The following is an 18,526-nucleotide window of genomic DNA, read 5'->3' on the forward strand; positions in this document are numbered from 1 at the left end:
AACCGTCATTCCGGGGCACTCGCGAAGCGAGTGAACCCGGAATCCAGAGATGAATCAGATCGAGATTCCGGGTTCGATGCTGCGCATCGCCCCGGAATGACGATCAGGAAGCAGGTGAGGCCATGAACTTCGATTTCTCCGACGACCAGAAGCAGTTGCGGGACCAGGCGCGGAAATTCCTCGCCGAGAAGTGCCCGCCCAAGGCGGTGCGCGTCGTGCTCGACGGCAAGGAGCCGTATGACCGCGCGCTGTGGAAAGGCTTTGCCGAGATGGGCTTCCTCGGCGTCGCCATTCCGGAGGAGTATGGCGGTGCGGGCGCCGGCCATCTCGAGCTTTGCGTGATCGCCGAGGAGGTCGGCCGCGCGCTGGCGCCGGTGCCGTTCTCATCGACCGTGTATCTTGCCGCGGAGGCGCTGATGCTAGCCGGCAGCGATGCGCAGAAGCAGGCCTGGCTGCCGAAGATCGCGAGCGGCGAGACGATCGGCACCTTGGCGCTGTTCGAGGGCACCGGCAATCCGTCGCCGAAGGCGATCAGGCTCGAGGCTGCCAACGGTGTGCTCAACGGCAGCAAAAAGCCGGTCGCCGACGGCGCCATCGCCGATCTCGTCATCGTCGCCGCGCGTACCGGCTCGACCGGCCGCGACAGCGACATCTCGCTGTTCCTGGTCGACACCAAGGCGGGCGGCGTCGAAGCCAAGGCGCTGACCAATCTCGATCCGACGCGCGGCCAGGCCGAGCTCACCTTCAATAACTGCAAGGCGGAGCCGCTCGGCGCCGCCGGCGAGGGCTGGAGCATCATCACCCAGGTGCTCGACCGCGCCGCGGTGCTGACGGCGTTCGAGCAGGTCGGCGGCTCCGACCGCGCGCTGGAGATGGGCCGCGACTACGCGCTCGATCGCATCGCCTTCGGCCGTCCGATCGGCTCGTTCCAGGCGGTCAAGCACATGCTGGCCGACATGTATGTGTCGGCGACCCTGGCGCGCTCGAATTCCTACTACGGCGCCTGGGCGCTCTCGACCAACGCCCCGGAGCTGCCTGAAGCCGCGGCCTCGGCGCGCATCAGCGCGACGCAGGCGTTCCAGCACTGCGCCAAGAACAACATCCAGGTCCATGGCGGCATGGGCTTCACCTGGGAGTTCGACTGCCACATGTACTACCGCCGCGCCAACGCGCTCGCGCTCGGTCTCGGCAGCCTGTCCTATTGGGAGGACCAGCTGATCGACCGCATGCGCAAGCGCAATGCGGCGTGACGCACGATGGGAATCCGTAGGGTGGGCAAAGCGACTTGTCCGACGAAGCCCAAAGGGCGAAGGCGGAAGCGTGCCCACCATCGGTGGCGCAGGATTGAATCGGTGGCCACGGCGCGTTGCGCCTTCGCCCACCCTACGAGATGAGAGGCTTGCCGATGAACTTCGATGACACTCCGCAGGAGGCCGCGTTTCGCAGCCAGGCGCGGGCCTGGATCGCCGCCAACGCGCCGAAGCAGTATGAAGACGAGCTGCGCGCGACCTCGCTCGGCCGCGTCGCGCTGAAGAACGCCAACATTCTCGAGGTTGCCAAGGCGTGGCAGAAGAAGAAGGCGGATGCCGGCTGGGCCTGCCTGCATTGGCCGAAGGACTACGGCGGCCGCGGCGCCTCGCCGATCGAGCGCGTGATCTGGCAGCAGGAGGAGGGGCCCTACGGCAAGCTCTCCGGCCTGTTCATCATCGGCCACGGCATGTGCGGGCCGACCATGATGGCCTACGCGTCGGAGGAGCATAAGCGGCAGTATCTGCCGCCGCTCGCCTCCGGCGAAAAGGTATGGTGCCAGCTGTTCTCCGAGCCGGCCGGCGGCTCCGACGTCGCCGGCCTGCGTACCCGCGCCGAAAAGCGCGGCGACGATTGGGTGATCAACGGCCAGAAGATCTGGACCTCGGGGGCGCATTATTCCGACTACGGCATTCTGCTGACGCGCACCGATCCGACCGTGCCGAAGCACAAGGGCCTGACGATGTTCTTCCTGGACATGAAGAGCCCGGGTGTCGAGGTCCGGCCGATCAAGCAGGCGAGCGGGCACTCGGATTTCAACGAGGTCTATTTCACCGACGTCGTGATTCCGGACTCGCAGCGGCTCGGCGCCGTCGATGACGGCTGGAACGTCGCGCTCACCACCTTGATGAACGAGCGCATGTCGATCGGCGCCGGCGTCGCCACCGGCTTCCCGGAGCTGTTCGACTTCTGCTCCAACCTGATGCTGGACGATCGTCCCGCGATCGAGGACCGCAACGTGCGCTCCAAGCTCGCGAACTGGGCGGTGAAGGCGAGCGGGCTGAAATACACCAGCATGCGCGCCATCTCGGCGCTGTCGAAGGGCGAGCGGCCGGGACCTGAGAACTCGATCGGTAAGCTGGTCGCCGGACCGATGATCCAGGACGTCGCAGCCTACGCGCTCGACCTGCAGGGTGCGGCCGGCGTGCTCAGCGGTCCCGAGGCCGAGCTTGCGGGCAAATTCCAGGCGATGCTGCTGCGCGCGCCCGGCACCCGTGTCGAAGGCGGAACCGACGAGATCATGCGCAACATCATCGCCGAGCGCGTGCTCGGCCTGCCCGGTGACATCCGGGTCGACAAGGACGTGCCGTTCAACAAGGTGCCGACCAAGGGACGTGCCTAGCAAGCGGAGTCGTAGGGCGGGTTAGCGCAGCGTAACCCGCCCTTGGCTCGTGCAATGCTGATCAAAGCGGCGGGTTACGCCTTCGGCCAACCCGCCCTCCGCATACGAAGCGAGGTTAGATCATGAACTTCGACGATACCCCTGAAGAAGCCGCCTTTCGCGACACCGCGCGCGCCTGGATCGCGGCCAACGCGCCGAAGGAGCTGGAGGGCGAACTCGCGAGTTCCTCGCTCGGGCGCATCAGGCTCAAGCACGCCGATATCGTCGAGGTCGGCAAGGCCTGGCAGAAGAAGAAGTCCGATGCCGGCTGGGCCTGCCTGCACTGGCCGAAAGCGTATGGCGGCCGCGGTGCTACGCCGATCGAGCGCGTGATCTGGCAGCAGGAGGAGGGCGTCTATGGCAAGCTGACGCAGCCGTTCCAGATCGGCGAGGGCATGTGCGGCCCGACCGTGATGGCCTATGGCAGCGAGGAGCATAAGCGGCGCTATCTGCCCAAGCTCGCCTCGGGCGAGGAGATCTGGTGCCAGCTGTTCTCCGAGCCCGCCGGCGGCTCGGATGTCGCGGGCCTGCGCACCCGCGCCGAGAAGCGCGGCGACGACTGGGTCATCAACGGCCAGAAGATCTGGACATCGGGTGCGCATTACTCGGACTACGGCCTGCTGATCACGCGCACCGACCCCAATGTGCCCAAGCACAAGGGCCTGACGATGTTCTTCCTGGACATGAAGAGCCCGGGCGTCGAGGTCCGCCCGATCAAGCAGGCCAACGGCATGCAGGAGTTCAACGAGGTCTATTTCACCGACGTGGTGATCCCCGACAGCCAGCGGCTCGGCGCGGTCGGCGACGGCTGGAACGTGTCGCTCACCACCTTGATGAACGAGCGCATGTCGATCGGCGCGCGGCTCGCCACGGGCTTCCCGGAGATGTTCGAGTTCTGCGCCAACCTGATGACCGAGAATGGTTTGGCGATCGATGACCGCGCCACGCGTTCGAAGCTCGCCTCCTGGGCGGTCAAGGCGAGCGGATTGAAGTACACGAGCTACCGCGCGATCTCGGCGCTATCCAAGGGGGACCGGCCGGGTCCCGAAAACTCGATCGGCAAGCTTGTCGCCGGCGTCATGCTGCAGGACATCGCGACCTACGCGATGGACCTCGAAGGCGCCGCGGGTGTGCTCACCGGTGCGGACGAGGAGGTGAACCAGGGGCAATTCCAGCAGATGCTGCTGACCTCGCCGTCGATGCGCATTGCCGGCGGCACCGACGAGATCCTGCGCAACATCATCGCCGAGCGTGTGCTCGGTCTGCCCGGTGACATCCGGGTCGACAAGGACGTGCCGTTCAACAAGGTGCCCACCAAGGGGCGCAGCTAACCCTCATCCTGAGGAGCTGCGCAGCAGCGTCTCGAAGGATGAGGCCGATATCCGGGCCTCATGGTTCGAGACGGCGCTGCGCGCCTCATCATGAAGGGACGTTTCTCCGTTGTAGTGAGAACCATAAATGAAAGCTGACGCCGCAGCCGCACAGGCCACTCCCATCACCGTTCTCGAAGAGCTGATGGCCGCGCGCTTCTCCTGTCGCAGGTTCCTGCCCGAGCCCGTGCCGCGCGCCACCATCGAGCGCATCCTGACGGCGGCGCAGAAAACCGCGTCGTGGTGCAACAGCCAGCCGTGGCGCGTCGAGATCACCTCTGGTGCGGCGACCGAGGCTTTCCGGAAGGTGATGTATGCGGCGGCCGCCAGCGGCAAGGCGGCGTCGGGCGACTTTCCTTTCCCGCGCGAATACACCGGCGTCTATCTCGAACGGCGGCGCGAGAGCGGTTTCCAGCTCTACAACGCGCTCGACATCCCGCGCGGCGACAAGGCGGGCTATGCCCGGCAGGCGCTGGAGAACTACAATTTCTTCGGCGCGCCGCATGTGGCGATCATCCACAGCGACGAGGCGCTCGGCACCTATGGCGCGATCGATTGCGGCGGCTACGTCACCAGCTTCATGCTGGCGGCGCAGGCGCTCGGCATCGCCACCGTGCCGCAGGCGGCGCTGGCGTTTCATTCCGACGTGGTGCGGCAGCACTTCGGGCTCGGCGCCGACCGCAAGGTGGTCTGCGGCATCTCGTTCGGCCATCCCGATCTCGGTGACAAGGCCAACTCCTACCGCACCCGCCGCGCCACGGTCGCGGAGACCGTCCGCTTTCACGACAAATAACGTCCCGTCCGTGGGGTCGCGCGCGCCTATTGTTTGCCGGTGGAGTTCCGTTATCCGGGACTCCGGAGGAGGGCGAGACGACCCGCGAGTCCATTTTTGTAAACCGAGTTTGCTGAACAAGGAGCAGCTCGGGCGGCGGCGCCATGATTTTGCCGAGGTGTCGTCCGAGTTCGGCAAGCGCGTTTCGGCAACGATGCGCGCGCTCTCCTGTCCGACCTTCACATCGAAAGCCGCCCTGAAATCAACAGTTTGTGTCTGTGATGCGCCAACCGAGACGCGTTGCTACGGGGACCAGACGTGTTGCGAGAGTCGGTGCAGGAGCGCTAATGGCTGCTGTTTGTCGAATTGGGCGCGCACTTTTCCTTCAGCTCGTGGGCTTCAAGCAATGATATTGACAAAATTCTCTCTAACATTTTGAGTTGCATCGCCCGAGCGTCAACGATGCAAAATTGCAGACGCTCGATGATCTTCTCGATTGAAGGTTCAGTCACGGCTCGAAACCTGAAGTGTCAGCGATGGATTCCATGAACACGCCGTCCAACCTTTATGCCCTCGAGGTGGATGAGGCGACGCTCCTTGGTCACCGCCTCTTGAAGGCCTTCCATAAGCTCAGGCTGAAGCGGCACCGGGAACAGCTCATTGCGCTGGCTGAGCGGCTGGTGGAAGATGAAGAAAGATATCCGGCAGGGCCTGGCGGCTGACGTCTTCGAGCCCTTGCCACGTCAGCGTCGGCCGCGTCAGGCCGATCTGCTCGCAGAGTGACTTCCATGTCGTTTCATCGCAGTCGACGAGCACGGCCATCACCGACATCCCGTCCATCATGTGAGGTACGCCGAGCGGCCGCGCTTTCCAGCCGCACTTCTCGAACCGCGGCAGCCACCAGGTTTCGAGCACGATCGAAAAGCCGGTCAGCCCGATCGAGATGCCGTATTCCATGATTGCAGTGAGCAGCAGCATGTCGACCCGCGGGCCGGCGTGCTCGCCGCGGCGCTCCGGGATCACGAAGATGCGCGACAGCTCGTAGACGTCGGGGCGCTGGATCGGGCCGCGCAGATTCAGATACGGGAAGATGTCGCTCATCAGCGTCGGCAGCAGCGTCGGCACCGCGCGCATCGAGCCGATCAACTGGCCCTTGTCGATGCAGAACAGATAGACCGAATCCTCGGTGTCGAACTGATCGATCTCGCGCCCGTCCGGACGATCGAGCGCCATCCACTTGCGCTGCTTGACGTAGATCTCGTGGCGCAGACGGTAATACGAATCGAAATATTTCTCGTACAGAGCGCGATTATCTTTTCGAACGACATGAATCTCAGGCATCGAAACCCCCGGTCGTCTGAATCAAATTGGGGTTTGCAGATTGCCGATGCGCTCGAATTGATCCAGTGGGAGAAACGACAGATCAGATCGAGATCTCGCCGTTGACAAGAGCGGTCGCAACCGTCGCCGTCTTGTTCTTGGTTGCTAGCTTGCGCTGCGCTTCTTCCAGATGCCACCGGACGTTGCGTTCGGAGACGCCGAGGATGCGCGCCGTCTCCCACGCGGTCTTGCCGCGCGCCGCCCAGCCCAGCACCTCGGCCTCGATCCGCGACAGGCGTCGGCCCTGGTTGCTCGCGGCCGAGCGCGCCAGCGCGCGCAGCCGGCTGTGGGTGAAGATGCTGATCAGGTGCAGCGCGCCCCGCGCGTCCGGAGCGAGATTCGGATTTTCGCCTGCAAGGCTGACGGCGCCCACGGCATCGTCGTAGTGGATGGGGACGCAGAAGCCTTCGTTCAATCGGAAGTCCTTCGCGCGCATCATCACCTCATGCGCGCCGGGCTCGTCCTCGCGGTCGTAGGGAGCCTCCGACCACGCGAATGGATTCAATGTCGAGATGCAGTGCCGCGGAATAGGATCGCAGCGGTGAAACTGCTCGCGCGCATACATGTCGAACCATTCCCGCGGCCAGCCGTTGGCGAGAATGGTTTGCTGCAGCGATTGGCCCGAGGTCGGCACGCCGGCCATGATGTAGGCGTGAAAGCCCAGGTCGCTGATCATCTTCTCGAACTGGGAGAGCACGCTCGCGCTGGTCTTCGACGCTTCGATCGCATCGACGTACTCCAGAGCTCGTCGTCCCCAATACGCGTCCATCACTTGCATGTGAAAGTCTCCGCCCGTGGTTCAAGCTAGCCACGGACAAAAAGCTGTCAACCGCAAATTGGGGCTTTACGTCGATAGTTCGTTGAGCGTGTGTCAGAACACCGGCTGGATACAGCAATTTGCATGCAAAATTTTATCAGTTCGGAGCATGGCTGCGCTCAGAATTTCGGTGTTTTCTTCTCTGCAAACGATTTCATACCTTCGCGGATCTCGGCTCCGCTCATGCTGTCCCGATGCCTGCGGCGAGCCGCCGCATCGTCGAGGGCTCCGCGTGCAAACTCGTTGATGGCGCGCTTCATGCCGCGCATGGCCTGCGGGGCGTTGCCGGTCAGAATGGCCGCCAGCCGGTCGACCTCCGCGTCGAGCGCATCGGCCGTCGCCACGCCGGTGAGATAGCCGATGCGCAGCATCTCGGCCGCGCCGATCTTCTCCGCCGTCAGGAACAGACGCTTCGCATTATCGACGCCGAGGCGGGACACGTAGCGCTTGATGCCGTTGGGGTAATAGTGCAGCCCGAGCCGCGCCGCCGGCATGAACATCTCGCTGGTATCGACTCCGATCCGGAAATCGCAGGCCAGCGCCAGATCGGTCGAGCCGCCATAGACCCCGCCGTTGAGCCGGCAGATCGTCGGCAAAGCGAGGTCCTCAAGCCGGTCGACGACCTCCTCGAATGCCGGGCTGGAAGCCTCGGCCTTATCCGCCGGCGTTGCGCCGATGGCGCCAAGGTCGAAGCCGGCGCTGAACGCCCGCCCGGTGCCGGTCAAGACCAGCACGCGCAAGGCGGCGTTGGCCTCGACCCGGTCGAACAGCGCCAGCAGCTCGGCGAGGTCCTCCGGCTGGAGCCGGTTGAGATGGCGCGGACGATTGAGCCGAATGGTGGCGCGGGCGCCGTCGATGGTGAGGAGCGGCATGCTCGGCGCGTCATCGGCCTGGGTGGTCCGTCCGGTCGTCATGTCCTGTTCTCCATGGTTCGGCGCCGCGCCTCGGCAGCGATGCTCTGCGCCAGATCGGGGTGGCGTGCCATCAGCACGCGGAAATCGACGAGGTCGAGGACCAGCAGCTTCGACAGCCCTGTCGTGCTGATGTCGGCCGAGCGCAGGTTGTTCCCGAGCAAGGCCATCTCGCCGAAGAACGCGCCCTCGCCGAGCCGGACCTTCTTGCCGGGAAGGTCGACCTCGACCTCGCCGGAGGCGATGAAATACATGCAGTCGCCCGGCTCGCCCTTGCGGATCACGGTGGCGCGGGGCGGCAGGTCGATGGTGCGCAGCATTTGCGTGACGTCGGCGATCGTCGAGGGCCCGAGGCTGGCGAAGAACGGTACCTTGCTGACTGATTCCCAGGTCTTGAGAAAGTTGTCGCGCCGGGTTTCCGCGGCGAAGCCGGTCGCCAGGATGCCGGTCCATAGGCCGAACACGCCGAGGCCGGAGATCATCACCGTGGCGGCGACCACCCGCCCGAGCGGCGTGACCGGCACCACGTCGCCATAGCCCGTGGTGGTCAGCGTCACGACCGCCCACCACAGCGCGGACGGAATGCTGCCGAAGGTGGCCGGCTGCTCGTCATGTTCGAGCGCGTATTCGGCGACCGATCCGACAAACAGCACCACCAGGAACAGCACCAGCACCGACAGCAGCGGACGCGCTTCCAACACCAGCACCCGGCGGAGCCGGCGCAGGCCAGGCACGCCGGGGATCACCTTGAGCACCCAGATGACCGCCAGCAGCCACGCCGTGCGTGCCTCCATGCCCGAGACCAGCGCGGTCGGCACGGCGAGAGCGGAGATCGTGTCCAGCAGTCCCCGGCCCGACATGAGGTAGGCGGCGACGCGATGCGCCCGGGCCGCCTGCTGAACCCGAACCGCCCATTCGACGACGAAAAAGACAAGGCATCCGCACAGCAGGGCGATGATCCAGCGCCGTCCGGCCTCGTAGGCCGGGTCCATCGTCAACAGCACCATGGCGCTCATGCCGAGCGCCACGGCCGCAAAGGCCGCCTTGGTCATGTTGCGTCCGGCCAGCGCGGTGACAAATGCCGCCAGGGCAGGGTGCTGCGGTTTGGTCATTGCTGGCGGGCGTCGGTCGCTGATCTCAGAGCCGCAGGAGATCGCGGCGGCGGCAAGGTGCCCCGATCGGGGGAATCCCGTCAACGATGCGGGCCGGTCGGTTGCGCGGGTGCCTCCGGCAGGTCCAAGCCGTCCTACTTCGAGCGGGAATTTTTGAGTGTCGGCTCAAATACCGGTTCAAACGTCGTCTGTTCGCCGTATATCAGAGGTCGGCATGGACACGCTAAATTAGGCAAAAGGAGGCCGGAACCGAGCGTCCGCCCTCCTGCGTCCCAAGAGTCTGGTTGATCCCAATGGATACCTCACACCTGGTCGAACATGCGGGCGCCGCCGGCAGCCTCTTCGCCTCGATCTTCGTGGTCGCCACGCTGTCGATGCGGACCATGATTCCGCTGCGGGTTTTCGCCATCCTCACCAACATCGTCCTGATCGCGACCGCGGTGCCGATGCACAACTATCCGGTCCTGATCCTGCACGGGGTGCTGCTGCCGCTCAACAGTTACCGGCTCCACCAGATGCTGCAACTGGTCCGCGACGTGAAGCAGTCGGTCAACAGCGACCTCTCCATGGAATGGCTGAAGCCGTTCATGACCGAGCGCAAATGCGGTCCCGGCGAGGTGCTGTTCTACAAGGACGAGAAGGCCGACAGCATGTACTACATCGTCAGCGGCCGCTTCCGCCTGGTCGAATCCGGCATCGAGCTGCCGGTGGGCGCGATCGTCGGCGAGTTCGGCATGATTTCCCCGTCCAATACGCGCACGCAGACGCTGGAATGCGTCGAGGGCGGGCTGATCCTGTCGGTGTCCTACGACCAGGTCGAGCAGCTCTACGTCCAGAACCCCGCCTTCGCCTTCTACTTCCTGCGCCTCGCCAGCGCCCGGCTGTTCCAGAACATCGAAACGCTCGAGCGGCGGCTGGCGCAACAGACCACCGCGCCGGCGCCCGTCGCCAAGCCGGCGTGATCCGGGGAGCCTGAAGCCCAGTGGAAAGCGTCCGGTCCTCGCTGCGATATCTGTTCGCCGACGTCATCGGCGACGACGATGGCGAGCCGCCTTTTCTGCCTCAGGGCCTGCCTGACGCCGCCGTGCCGACGGTGAGCGATGGCATCCATCTGCTGATGGAGTATCAGGGTGCGAGCTATGCGCAGCTCTACGTCGATCGCATCAAGCGATTCGTGCGCAGATCGAACGTCGATGCCGGCATGCTGTCTCAGATCGCGCAGCTGCTGGCCGCCCGCATGGCCTACGAGGATCCGATCCGGATCGCCCAGCTCAGATTGATCAGCCTCGACATGGGGCAGCGCCCGGGGGGACGCGAGAGCGATGACGTGCGGCGGTTTCGCCTCGACGAACTGATCGGTGCGCTGCCGCAGGCCGTGGCGGAATCGTTGCTGGCAGCCTTCGAGCAGGTCGGCTGGCTGGGCCGGCGCCGGGTCAAGGTCCGCTTCTCGGTTCGATCGCCGCTCGCCATTCGCCGTCTCAAGCTGATGGCCGGCCTGCGGCGCTGGCGGCTGCAGTCGGTGCGCTATGGCGAGGAGCGCGCCTGGGCCGAACGGTGGCTGCACATGATCGCGCGCGCGCTGGACAAGCAGCCTGCGGCGGCGTCCGCCGTGATCGGCACGGCGACCATGATCCAGGGGCAGGGCGACGGCTACCGGCAGGGTCTCGCCGATTGGCATGCCATCATCGATGGCCTGGCCAAGCCCACCTTCGATGGCGTGCTGCCGATCTCGGATCTCGCCTCCGCCATCGCCGAGGCGCGCGCCGTTGCGCTGGCAGAGCCGGGACAGGGCGCGCTGAAGCGGGCCATCGCGCAGATCCGGGCGAGGGCGCTGTCAGCACCGAAGACCGACGCCGCGGAATGAAACGCCGCGACTGCGGCCGGTTCGCAGATGCACGGTGGCGGGTAACCTTACCCCCCGCGGAATTGCCGGGAAGGGTAGCAGGGCGCGATTTGAGGTTCCCTTTCGCGTGCAATTCGCTACCGGAGATGTCATAAGCGTCGCATACGCGTCGAATTGGCCGGGTATTCTCATCAGATTGCGCTGAACGCCTCCAGTTCCCCGTGCGTCCAAGGGTTGGTTCCCAGGGTTGGTTCCAAGGGTTAGTCGTAGCGAGAGCGTCAGCTTTGTCTTTTCCTTCTTTGTCGTCGCAGGTTCCGGTTGGTGCGCTGGTCGGCTGGATGCTGCTGCTGACCTTCAAGCACATCATTGGCGACTTCGTTCTGCAGAACGCCTGGATGGCCTATGGCAAGGACCAGCGGAAGGGCTGGGCGCTGCCGCTGTTGGTGCACTGCCTGATCCATCTCGCCGTCGCCATGGTCCTGATCCTGATCGTCGCGCCGAGATTCTGGTTCGTCGCCGTGATCGACTTCGCCATTCACATCACCATCGATCGCATCAAGGGCATCTGCTCGTCGCGGTTCGGCATGAACACCGAGCACCGATGGTTCTGGACCCTGATCGGCGTCGACCAGGCGCTGCATCACCTCACCGGATTCGGGCTCTCGATCTTCATGGCCGCGAACGGCTGAGTCCGGTCGCGGTGCGTCGCGGCGAAGCTGCGCCGACGGCGGCAGCCCCGTGTCAAGCCGGGGGTGGGACGACCGTTCGGTTTGGTTAACCGGACGTTAGCGATTCGCGCCGCATCGTCGCGCCATGGCAATCAAACAGATGCTTCAAAGTCGCGATGCGTTCGACAGCGATTCGTGCCCGGTCGGCGACGAGCTTCTCGGCGAGCTCTACCGTGCCGACGCCAACGGGCTGCCCGCGCTGGTCGAGAGCGTCTCCGCCGATGTGAGGGCCATGCTGGCGCTGTTCTGTTACAGGCGCACGCATCTTCACCCGCTGGCGCTTGCGATTGCATCCACCTGCAGCGAGCAGGACCTGTCGCAGTTCGGCGGCCGGGTCGGATCGGCGCTGTATGCGCAGTCCCGCGGCGGTCGGGCGGGTCCGGCCAGCGCGACCTCGAGCCGCAAGCCGATCTCGCTGTCGACCAAGCCGCTCTCGGTGATGAAGCCGTTCGAGGACGATCTCGACGACAGCCCCGAGCCGGTCACGGCCTGACTCCCCGTCTTCCTGGCCTTTGGCTCAGGCGAGCACCGGCAGCCCGAACTTGCGCCGGGCCATCGCGCATTCGGCGTCACCCGGCATGCAGATGCGGCACACCTCAGGGCGGATCGCGTAGATCCGGCACGCGACGGCGCGCGCGATCTCGCCATCGAGCGCGCAGCAGCGGTCGCCGTCGCAGCGCATGCCCGACAGCCGTTCGTTGACCAGCTCGGCCGGGATCAGGTCGAGGGCTTCATCCTCCTCGATCGTGAAGCGCGGCCAGTTCGACGAATAGGCGCAGCACGCGCCGCAGCTCTGACAGGGGCTGCTGTCAGTCTCGCCAGACATCAGTTCAGACATCCTTGGGAACCTCCCACACCAGGCTGCGCCGCCATTTGGCGCGCAGCGCTTCGCGCCTTTCAGGATATTTGTCGTCGAGATAATCCGCCTCGACGACACGGTCGGTCCTGAAGCTGCGGAAGTCGCGACGCAGCTCGCACCAGGCGGCGAGGATGCGCACCGCGTCATGATAGCCGATCGCGATCGGCCAGATCACGCGCTCGCTGTCGCGGCCCTGCTCGTCGCGATAGCGTAAGCGGATCTTGCGTCCCTCGTGGATCTGCGAACGCGTGCGTGACATGTCGATGCGGTCCGGCTCGCGCATCCACGGCCGCGGCGCGCGGCTCGCCGGCTCCAGTACGAATGGCCTTAAGCGCTCCGGCACGGTGTCGGCGATCTTGGCCATCAGGTCTTCCGCCGCGCGCGCCAGCACCGGGTCGGCGTTGACCGCGACCCATTGCGCGCCAAGCACCGCCGCCTCGATCTCGTCCGGCGTCAGCATCAAGGGCGGCAGATCGAAACCCTTCTCCAGGATGTAGCCCATGCCGGCCTCGCCGCGGATCGGCACGCGCTGCCCGATCAGGGTGGCGATGTCGCGATAGATCGTGCGCTTCGAGGTCTCGAGCTCGGCCGCGATCGCATCCGCCGTCAATGGGCGGCGCGTGCGTCTCAGCACCTGGATGATCTGGAACAGCCGGTCGGCGCGTCTCATGGTGTGTCCTGCGAGCGGCGAGCACCCCCGCCGATGCTGACAGGATGCTGGCAGCAGCCTGTCCTTATACCGGGCCAACAACGAGATTGAAGGGGTGATGTCGATGATGATGTTTTATGGCCTTGGCCTGGCCACCACGCTACTGCCGCTGCTGACACCATGGTGGCAGCAGCACGTTCGTAGCGTCCGGCGTCTGCTCAGGAAGTCGGGAGTGCTGTCATGATCACATTGTTCGGTTTGGGCGCGGGCTTCGGCCTGCCGGAGATCAGCCCCTTCGTCACCAAGACGGAGGTGCAATTGAAGATGGCGGGCCTCGACTATCGGAAGCAGCGGGCGATGCCGCCGGCGTCGCCGAAGGGGCAACTGCCCTTCATCGACGATGGCGGCGAGCTGATTGCCGATTCGACCTTCATCCGTGCCCACATCGAGCGCAAATACGGCTTCGACTTCGATTCCGGACTCGACGTGCGCGCGCGGGCGCAGGCCTGGGGGTTCGAGCGCATGATCGAGCATCATCTGTATTTCGCGCTGGTCGGGGCGCGCTGGGTCGATCCGGTCAACTTCGCCAAGGGGCCGGCGCATTTCTTCGACGGCGTGCCGGCCGACAAGCGCGAGAAGCTGCGCGAGGACGCGCAGTTTCGTGTCGCCGAGAACTATCTGATCTCCGGGCTCGGCCGGCACGCGCCGGACGAGGACGTCGATCTCGCCGCGCGCTCGCTGCGCGCGCTGTCGGTGCAGCTCGGCGACCGGCCTTATCTGATGGATGATCGTCCATGCGGCACCGACGCGACCGCGTTCGCCGTCATCGCCGGCATTCTCACGCCGTTCTTCGACTCCGAGCTCCGCCGCAGGACCGAAAGCTTCGGCAATCTCGTCGCCTATGCCGAGCGCATGATGGCGCAGTACTATCCCGAGTTCGATTGGGGCAGGGCGGCCGAGGCCGCCTGAGTTCTTAAGCCCCACCCACGTCATTCCGGGGGCAAGGCCGCAGGCCTTGAACCCGGAATCTCGAGATTGTTTTGCGCTCTACTCATGTCGAGATTCCGGGTTCAATCGCCCGTGCACTACCGCGCACGAACGATTTGCCCCGGAATGACGACCAAGCACAGGTCCACAGTGCTGAAGGCAGAGGACTTCGTCAGAGGGCCTCGCCCTTCAACCGCGTCACCTCCGCCTCCAGCTCCGCGATGCGCGCATCGCGCACGGCCAGCGCTTCCGCGACGTCGGCCGCGTCGAACTTCTGCGGGATGTGCTGCGGGCAGTTGGTGTCCCAGGCGCTGATCGTGAACAGCATGACCTGCTCGGGCCGCGCCTTGTAGCCTCTCGGAATCAGCGAGGCCGTCAGCGCGGCATCATCCTCGACCACCCGCGCCGTCCCCCAGATCTTCACCCGGCGGCGATGCGCGTAGTCCATGATGAAGATGTAGGCGTGCGGGTTCTCCGACAGATTGCCCTGGGTGATGTACTGCCGGTTGCCGCTGAAGTCGGCGAACGCCAGCGTGTGGCTGTCGAGCACCTTGAGAAAGCCCTTCGGTCCGCCGCGATGCTGGATATAGGGCTGGCCGTCGGCCGAGGCGGTCGCGAGATAGAAGCTCGTGGCCTCGGCGAGGCGGCCGGCGAGATCGGCGTCGACCTCGTGGCGAAAGCCGCGGCTCTGCTCCACATGCGCGTAGCTCTCGCGCGACCCCTTGCGGGCCTGGATCGCCTTGACGGCGGGTGAGAACATGACGTCGCCGGGTGCCTGGATGGTTGGCTGGGTCATCGCAATGACTCCTTGTCGCTGCGGCCGTGACTGCCGCCGTGAAGGCAATATGGTCCCAATCCCCCAGGGAAATAATCTGACCAGTTGACATTGGATCGTTGCAGATGCTGCAATAATCTGATGGACCGCATCGATGCCATGCAGGCGTTCGTGACCGTCGCCGAGCTGAACGGCTTCGCACCGGCAGCGCGCCGGCTCAAGCTGTCGCCATCGGCGGTCACCCGGTTGGTCGCCGCGCTCGAAGCGCATCTTGGCGTCCGCCTGCTGCAGCGGACGACGCGCTCGGTGACCCTGACCGATTCCGGACGACGCTATCTCGAACGCGCGAGCCGCATTCTGGCTGATCTGGCGGAGGCCGAGCGCGCCGCGGAGAGCGAGCGCCTGCAGCCGGTGGGGCGGTTGGTGGTCTCGGCGCCGGTCGGCTTCGGCCGGCTCCATGTCGGTCCGGTCATGGCCGCCTATCTGAGCCGCTATGCCGAGGTCGCGGCCGAGCTGCGCCTCGAGGACCGCCAGATCAATCTGGTGGAGGACGGCGTCGACTGCGCCGTTCGGATCGGCCATCTCGGCGATTCGTCGCTCGTGGCCCGCCAGGTCGGCAGCATGCGCCGGATCGTGGTCGGGGCTCCCGCCTACTTCAAAGGCCAAGGCGAGCCGCGGACACCCGATGCGCTGGCGAAGCACCAGACCATCCAATTCGGCCCGGCCGACGAATGGCGCTTCGTCAAGGAGGGCAGGGAACTGCGGATTGCGGTCAGCCCGCGGCTCGTTACCAACAATGCCGACGCCGCGATCCAATATGCCGAGGCGGGCGGCGGCGTGACACGGGTGATGGCCTATCAGGCCGCCGACGCGCTGCGTGGCGGCCGCCTCAAGCGGGTGCTGGCGAAATACGAGCCGCCGCCACTTCCCATCCACATCGTTTTCCCGAGCTCCCGGCTCCTATCAGCCAAGGTCCGCGCCTTCATCGACTTGGTCGCGACGACCTGCGACTGGCGCTTCGGCTGACGACGTCACTCCTTCTTCGGCACCACGCGAAACGTCGCGTTCGCCCGCGCGATCACGGCGTCGTCGGCCAGCACCAGGCTCTGCACGAAGCAGACGGTGCGTCCGCTCTTGATGACGTCGCTCTCGACGCTGAGCCACTGCCCGATCCCGGCGCTGCCGATGTAGTCGACTGCGAGGTTGATCGTCACCAGCGACGCCTCCCAGCCCAGCGCCTGGGCGCAGCTGTAGCCCATCGCATTGTCGGCCAGCGATGCGATCAGGCCGCCATGGATCAGCCCGCGCGAATTGGTGTGCGGCACGGCGAGCCGCAGGCCGAGGATGACGGCCTTGTCGGTTCTCTTGGCGTAGAGCGGCTCCCAGGGATCGGTGAACGGGCTCTTGCGGAAATGCGGCTCGAAGCCGGCGGGAATGCTGCTCACGCGTGTCTCGATCGTTGCTGGCGATGTCCGCAGTCAACGACGTCTCCGCGCGTTTTGCACCGCCTACAAAGTTTCAAACGTGTTTTGCGCCGATGTTTGAAACGGTGCGCGCCGACGCCGGCGGAGATGGCGCACGATGTCGCAGGGCCGCTCGACCCCTCGTGGCAATCTCGCGGTGTGCCGACGCAGCCGTGCAATTTCGGGTGCACTCAAGATGCTTAACGTGTTAATGAATTGGTCGCGCGGCTGCAACTTTCGTCTGCCAGACTTGCGCTGGCTGGCGCGATAGGGGCAGGCTCGCGCGTGCCGCGACGGCAGGTCTGCCGTCACGCTTGCAATGATGGTTATATGCTATAACAATGAAGCAAAGGGCCCTCGAAGGCCCATGATGGAAGGAGAGGATCCCGATGAGGAAGACGCTTCTGGCGTTGGCGCTGGCTGCCGGTGTGACCACCCCCGCGCTCGCGCAGGACAAGACGTTCGAGCTGAAGATCTCGCACTGGGTGCCCGCCAGCCATCCGCTGCAGAAGGCGCTGGAGGATTGGGCCGCGTCGGTCGAAAAGGCCTCGGGCGGCACCATCAAGGGCAAGGTGTTCCCGGCGCAGCAGCTCGGCAAAGCCTTCGACCATTACGACATGGCGCGCGACGGCATCGCCGATGTCACTTACGTCAATCCCGGCTATCAGCCCGGCCGTTTCCCGATCATCGGTGCAGGCGAGCTGCCGTTCCTGGTCTCCGACGCCAAGGGCGGCTCGGAAGGTCTGGACGCGTGGTACCGCAAATATGCCGAGAAGGAGATGAAGGACGTCAAGTATTGCCTCGCCTTCGTCCACACGCCCTCGGCTTTCCACACCCGCACCAAGAAGGTCGTCGTGCCCGAGGACGTCAAGGGCATGAAGATCCGCCCGGCGGATGCGACGATCGCCAATTTCGTCACCCTGCTCGGCGGCACCAATGTGCAGTCGTCGGCGCCGGAAGTGCGCGACATCATCGAGCGCGGTGTCGCTGACGGCGTCACCTTTCCGGCGGGCTCGCTGGTGCTGTTCGGAGTCGACAAGGTCACGAAGTACCACATGGACGCGCCGTTCTACGTGACGACCTTCGTGTTCGTCATGAACAAGGACAAGTACAACCAGATGTCGGCGATGCAGAAGAAGGCGATCGACGACAATTGCAACACGGAGACCGCCGGCAAGGTCGGCGAGCCCTGGGGCAAGTTCGAGGACGCCGGCGTCGACAAGATCAAGGCCGAGTCCGGCCAGGAGGTCTACAAGCTGACGCCGGAGCAGACCGCTTTGTGGAAGAAGGCCTCCGAGCCGCTGTTCAAGACCTGGGCCGACGGCGTCAAGAAGACCGGCGTCGACGCCGAGGCCGCCATGACCGAGCTGAAGGCCTCGCTCGCCAAGTACAACGCGCTGGCGCAGTAGCGCTCTTTACATCGCGCTGTTGCGCAGCAGACGGTGCGCTCCCTCTCCCCGTTCTGACGGAGAGAGGGTCGGGGTGAGGGGCAGCCGCACGGGTGGTGCGAGCCGTTAGACCTGTACCCCCTCACCCCAACCCTCTCCCCGCCTTAGCGAAGCTTCGCTTCGCCCTGGCGGGGCGAGGGGGCCCACCGCCTGCTGCGCGGCAGCGCGCGCTCCAATCTTCAAGCCTACGACCAGATTTCAAACGGGGACGCCATGCAGCGCGCCTACATGGACCGGATCATCGATGCGATCGAATGGATCGCCGCGTTCTTCGTCGGCATCGTCGCGCTCGACATCTTCCTGTCGGTGCTGCTCCGCAACACGCTGAACTATTCGATCCCCGATTCCTTCGACATCGGGCGCATGCTGCTCGGCATCCTGATCTTCTGGGGCATCGCTGCGACATCCTATCGCGGCACACACATCACCGTGGATCTGATCTGGGGCAATGTCGGCCCGCGGTATCAGCGCTGGATCGACATCTTCGCAACGCTGGTGCTGCTGTTCGTCGTCACGATGCAGACCTGGACCCTGTTCGACAAGGTGCGCGGCACCTATGAGGACAACGTCCTCACCTTCGATCTGCACATGCCGACCTGGCCGTTCTTCGCAATCGCCTGGATCGGCGACGTTTCGGCGGTGCTCCTGATCGCCATCCGGACCTATCGCCTGATCTTCCACCCCGAGGAGATTCATGACCCTCACGTCAAGCCCACGGAGTAG

20 protein-coding genes are annotated in these 18,526 nt (G+C 65.0%); 12 read left to right on the forward strand and 8 right to left on the reverse strand.

From position 1 onward, the window contains the following. Positions 1–122 precede the first annotated feature (122 nt). From ACQR1H_RS09615 to ACQR1H_RS09630, 4 genes are all read left to right on the forward strand, one after another. Positions 123–1,250: an acyl-CoA dehydrogenase family protein gene (locus tag ACQR1H_RS09615; protein WP_434907473.1), complete on the forward strand. Its 1,128-nt coding sequence runs from the start codon at positions 123–125 to the stop codon at positions 1,248–1,250. A gap of 155 nt (positions 1,251–1,405) precedes the next feature. Then, entirely contained in the window at positions 1,406–2,650 is a 1,245-nt protein-coding gene (locus tag ACQR1H_RS09620; protein WP_434907474.1) for an acyl-CoA dehydrogenase, read from the forward strand. Positions 2,651–2,772: 122 nt separating this feature from the next. Beyond that, entirely contained in the window at positions 2,773–4,020 is a 1,248-nt protein-coding gene (locus ACQR1H_RS09625) for an acyl-CoA dehydrogenase (protein ID WP_434907475.1), read from the forward strand. Positions 4,021–4,204: 184 nt separating this feature from the next. Continuing rightward, entirely contained in the window at positions 4,205–4,852 is a 648-nt protein-coding gene (locus ACQR1H_RS09630; RefSeq protein ID WP_434907549.1) for a nitroreductase, read from the forward strand. Between the two features lie 636 nt (positions 4,853–5,488). Here the strand turns inward: ACQR1H_RS09630 and ACQR1H_RS09635 are convergent. From ACQR1H_RS09635 to ACQR1H_RS09650, 4 genes are all read right to left on the reverse strand, one after another. Continuing rightward, a complete protein-coding gene (locus tag ACQR1H_RS09635) occupies positions 5,489–6,172 on the reverse strand; it encodes an acyl-homoserine-lactone synthase (RefSeq protein ID WP_316182865.1) in 684 nt (227 codons plus the stop codon). 82 nt (positions 6,173–6,254) lie between these two features. Further along, positions 6,255–6,989, reverse strand: coding sequence for a helix-turn-helix transcriptional regulator (locus tag ACQR1H_RS09640; RefSeq protein ID WP_316182866.1), 735 nt, complete (start codon positions 6,987–6,989; stop codon positions 6,255–6,257). 158 nt (positions 6,990–7,147) lie between these two features. After that, positions 7,148–7,942 carry an enoyl-CoA hydratase/isomerase family protein gene (locus ACQR1H_RS09645; RefSeq protein ID WP_434873389.1) on the reverse strand — a complete coding sequence of 265 codons (795 nt, stop codon included), beginning with the start codon at positions 7,940–7,942 and terminating at the stop codon, positions 7,148–7,150. Then, positions 7,939–9,051 carry an ion transporter gene (locus ACQR1H_RS09650; protein ID WP_316182868.1) on the reverse strand — a complete coding sequence of 371 codons (1,113 nt, stop codon included), beginning with the start codon at positions 9,049–9,051 and terminating at the stop codon, positions 7,939–7,941. Before ACQR1H_RS09650 ends, ACQR1H_RS09645 begins: the two co-directional genes overlap by 4 nt. Positions 9,052–9,344: 293 nt before the next feature. Here ACQR1H_RS09650 and ACQR1H_RS09655 point away from each other — a divergent pair, with 293 nt between their 5' ends. From ACQR1H_RS09655 to ACQR1H_RS09670, 4 genes are all read left to right on the forward strand, one after another. After that, positions 9,345–10,013 carry a Crp/Fnr family transcriptional regulator gene (locus tag ACQR1H_RS09655; RefSeq protein WP_315713745.1) on the forward strand — a complete coding sequence of 223 codons (669 nt, stop codon included), beginning with the start codon at positions 9,345–9,347 and terminating at the stop codon, positions 10,011–10,013. 20 nt (positions 10,014–10,033) lie between these two features. Then, the gene (locus ACQR1H_RS09660) at positions 10,034–10,915 is read left to right on the forward strand and encodes a DUF6537 domain-containing protein (protein WP_315805184.1); all 882 of its coding nucleotides are present in this window, start codon (positions 10,034–10,036) and stop codon (positions 10,913–10,915) included. A 317-nt stretch (positions 10,916–11,232) separates the two neighbouring features. Beyond that, positions 11,233–11,583, forward strand: coding sequence for a DUF3307 domain-containing protein (locus ACQR1H_RS09665; protein ID WP_315805268.1), 351 nt, complete (start codon positions 11,233–11,235; stop codon positions 11,581–11,583). 139 nt (positions 11,584–11,722) lie between these two features. Beyond that, on the forward strand, positions 11,723–12,115 hold the full coding sequence (locus tag ACQR1H_RS09670; RefSeq protein ID WP_315805267.1) for a hypothetical protein: 393 nt from the start codon (positions 11,723–11,725) through the stop codon (positions 12,113–12,115). Between the two features lie 24 nt (positions 12,116–12,139). Here the strand turns inward: ACQR1H_RS09670 and ACQR1H_RS09675 are convergent, their stop codons facing one another. After that, positions 12,140–12,460 carry a YkgJ family cysteine cluster protein gene (locus tag ACQR1H_RS09675; protein ID WP_316238207.1) on the reverse strand — a complete coding sequence of 107 codons (321 nt, stop codon included), beginning with the start codon at positions 12,458–12,460 and terminating at the stop codon, positions 12,140–12,142. Continuing rightward, positions 12,453–13,151, reverse strand: a complete 699-nt coding sequence (locus tag ACQR1H_RS09680; RefSeq protein ID WP_315713748.1) for a helix-turn-helix transcriptional regulator — start codon at positions 13,149–13,151, stop codon at positions 12,453–12,455. The genes ACQR1H_RS09675 and ACQR1H_RS09680 overlap by 8 nt, the downstream gene beginning before the upstream one ends. 219 nt (positions 13,152–13,370) lie before the next feature. Between ACQR1H_RS09680 and ACQR1H_RS09685 the strand changes: the two genes are divergently transcribed. Continuing rightward, positions 13,371–14,099 carry a glutathione S-transferase family protein gene (locus tag ACQR1H_RS09685; protein ID WP_434907476.1) on the forward strand — a complete coding sequence of 243 codons (729 nt, stop codon included), beginning with the start codon at positions 13,371–13,373 and terminating at the stop codon, positions 14,097–14,099. 190 nt (positions 14,100–14,289) lie between these two features. Here ACQR1H_RS09685 and ACQR1H_RS09690 read toward each other — a convergent pair whose 3' ends face one another. Next, positions 14,290–14,913 carry a pyridoxamine 5'-phosphate oxidase family protein gene (locus ACQR1H_RS09690; RefSeq protein WP_434907477.1) on the reverse strand — a complete coding sequence of 208 codons (624 nt, stop codon included), beginning with the start codon at positions 14,911–14,913 and terminating at the stop codon, positions 14,290–14,292. Between the two features lie 120 nt (positions 14,914–15,033). On the opposite strand from ACQR1H_RS09690, the gene ACQR1H_RS09695 reads away from it, so the two are divergent. Continuing rightward, positions 15,034–15,918: a LysR family transcriptional regulator gene (locus tag ACQR1H_RS09695; protein WP_434907478.1), complete on the forward strand. Its 885-nt coding sequence runs from the start codon at positions 15,034–15,036 to the stop codon at positions 15,916–15,918. Between the two features lie 5 nt (positions 15,919–15,923). Here ACQR1H_RS09695 and ACQR1H_RS09700 read toward each other — a convergent pair whose 3' ends face one another. Then, positions 15,924–16,337: a PaaI family thioesterase gene (locus ACQR1H_RS09700; RefSeq protein ID WP_434883632.1), complete on the reverse strand. Its 414-nt coding sequence runs from the start codon at positions 16,335–16,337 to the stop codon at positions 15,924–15,926. Positions 16,338–16,744: 407 nt separating this feature from the next. Here ACQR1H_RS09700 and ACQR1H_RS09705 point away from each other — a divergent pair, with 407 nt between their 5' ends. Continuing rightward, on the forward strand, positions 16,745–17,764 hold the full coding sequence (locus ACQR1H_RS09705; protein WP_316182874.1) for a TRAP transporter substrate-binding protein: 1,020 nt from the start codon (positions 16,745–16,747) through the stop codon (positions 17,762–17,764). Positions 17,765–18,016: 252 nt separating this feature from the next. Further along, on the forward strand, positions 18,017–18,526 hold the full coding sequence (locus ACQR1H_RS09710; protein ID WP_434907479.1) for a TRAP transporter small permease: 510 nt from the start codon (positions 18,017–18,019) through the stop codon (positions 18,524–18,526).

Origin of the sequence: Bradyrhizobium sp. HKCCYLRH2015, assembly GCF_051168215.1 — a bacterium.
Taxonomy (GTDB): Bacteria; Pseudomonadota; Alphaproteobacteria; order Rhizobiales; family Xanthobacteraceae; genus Bradyrhizobium.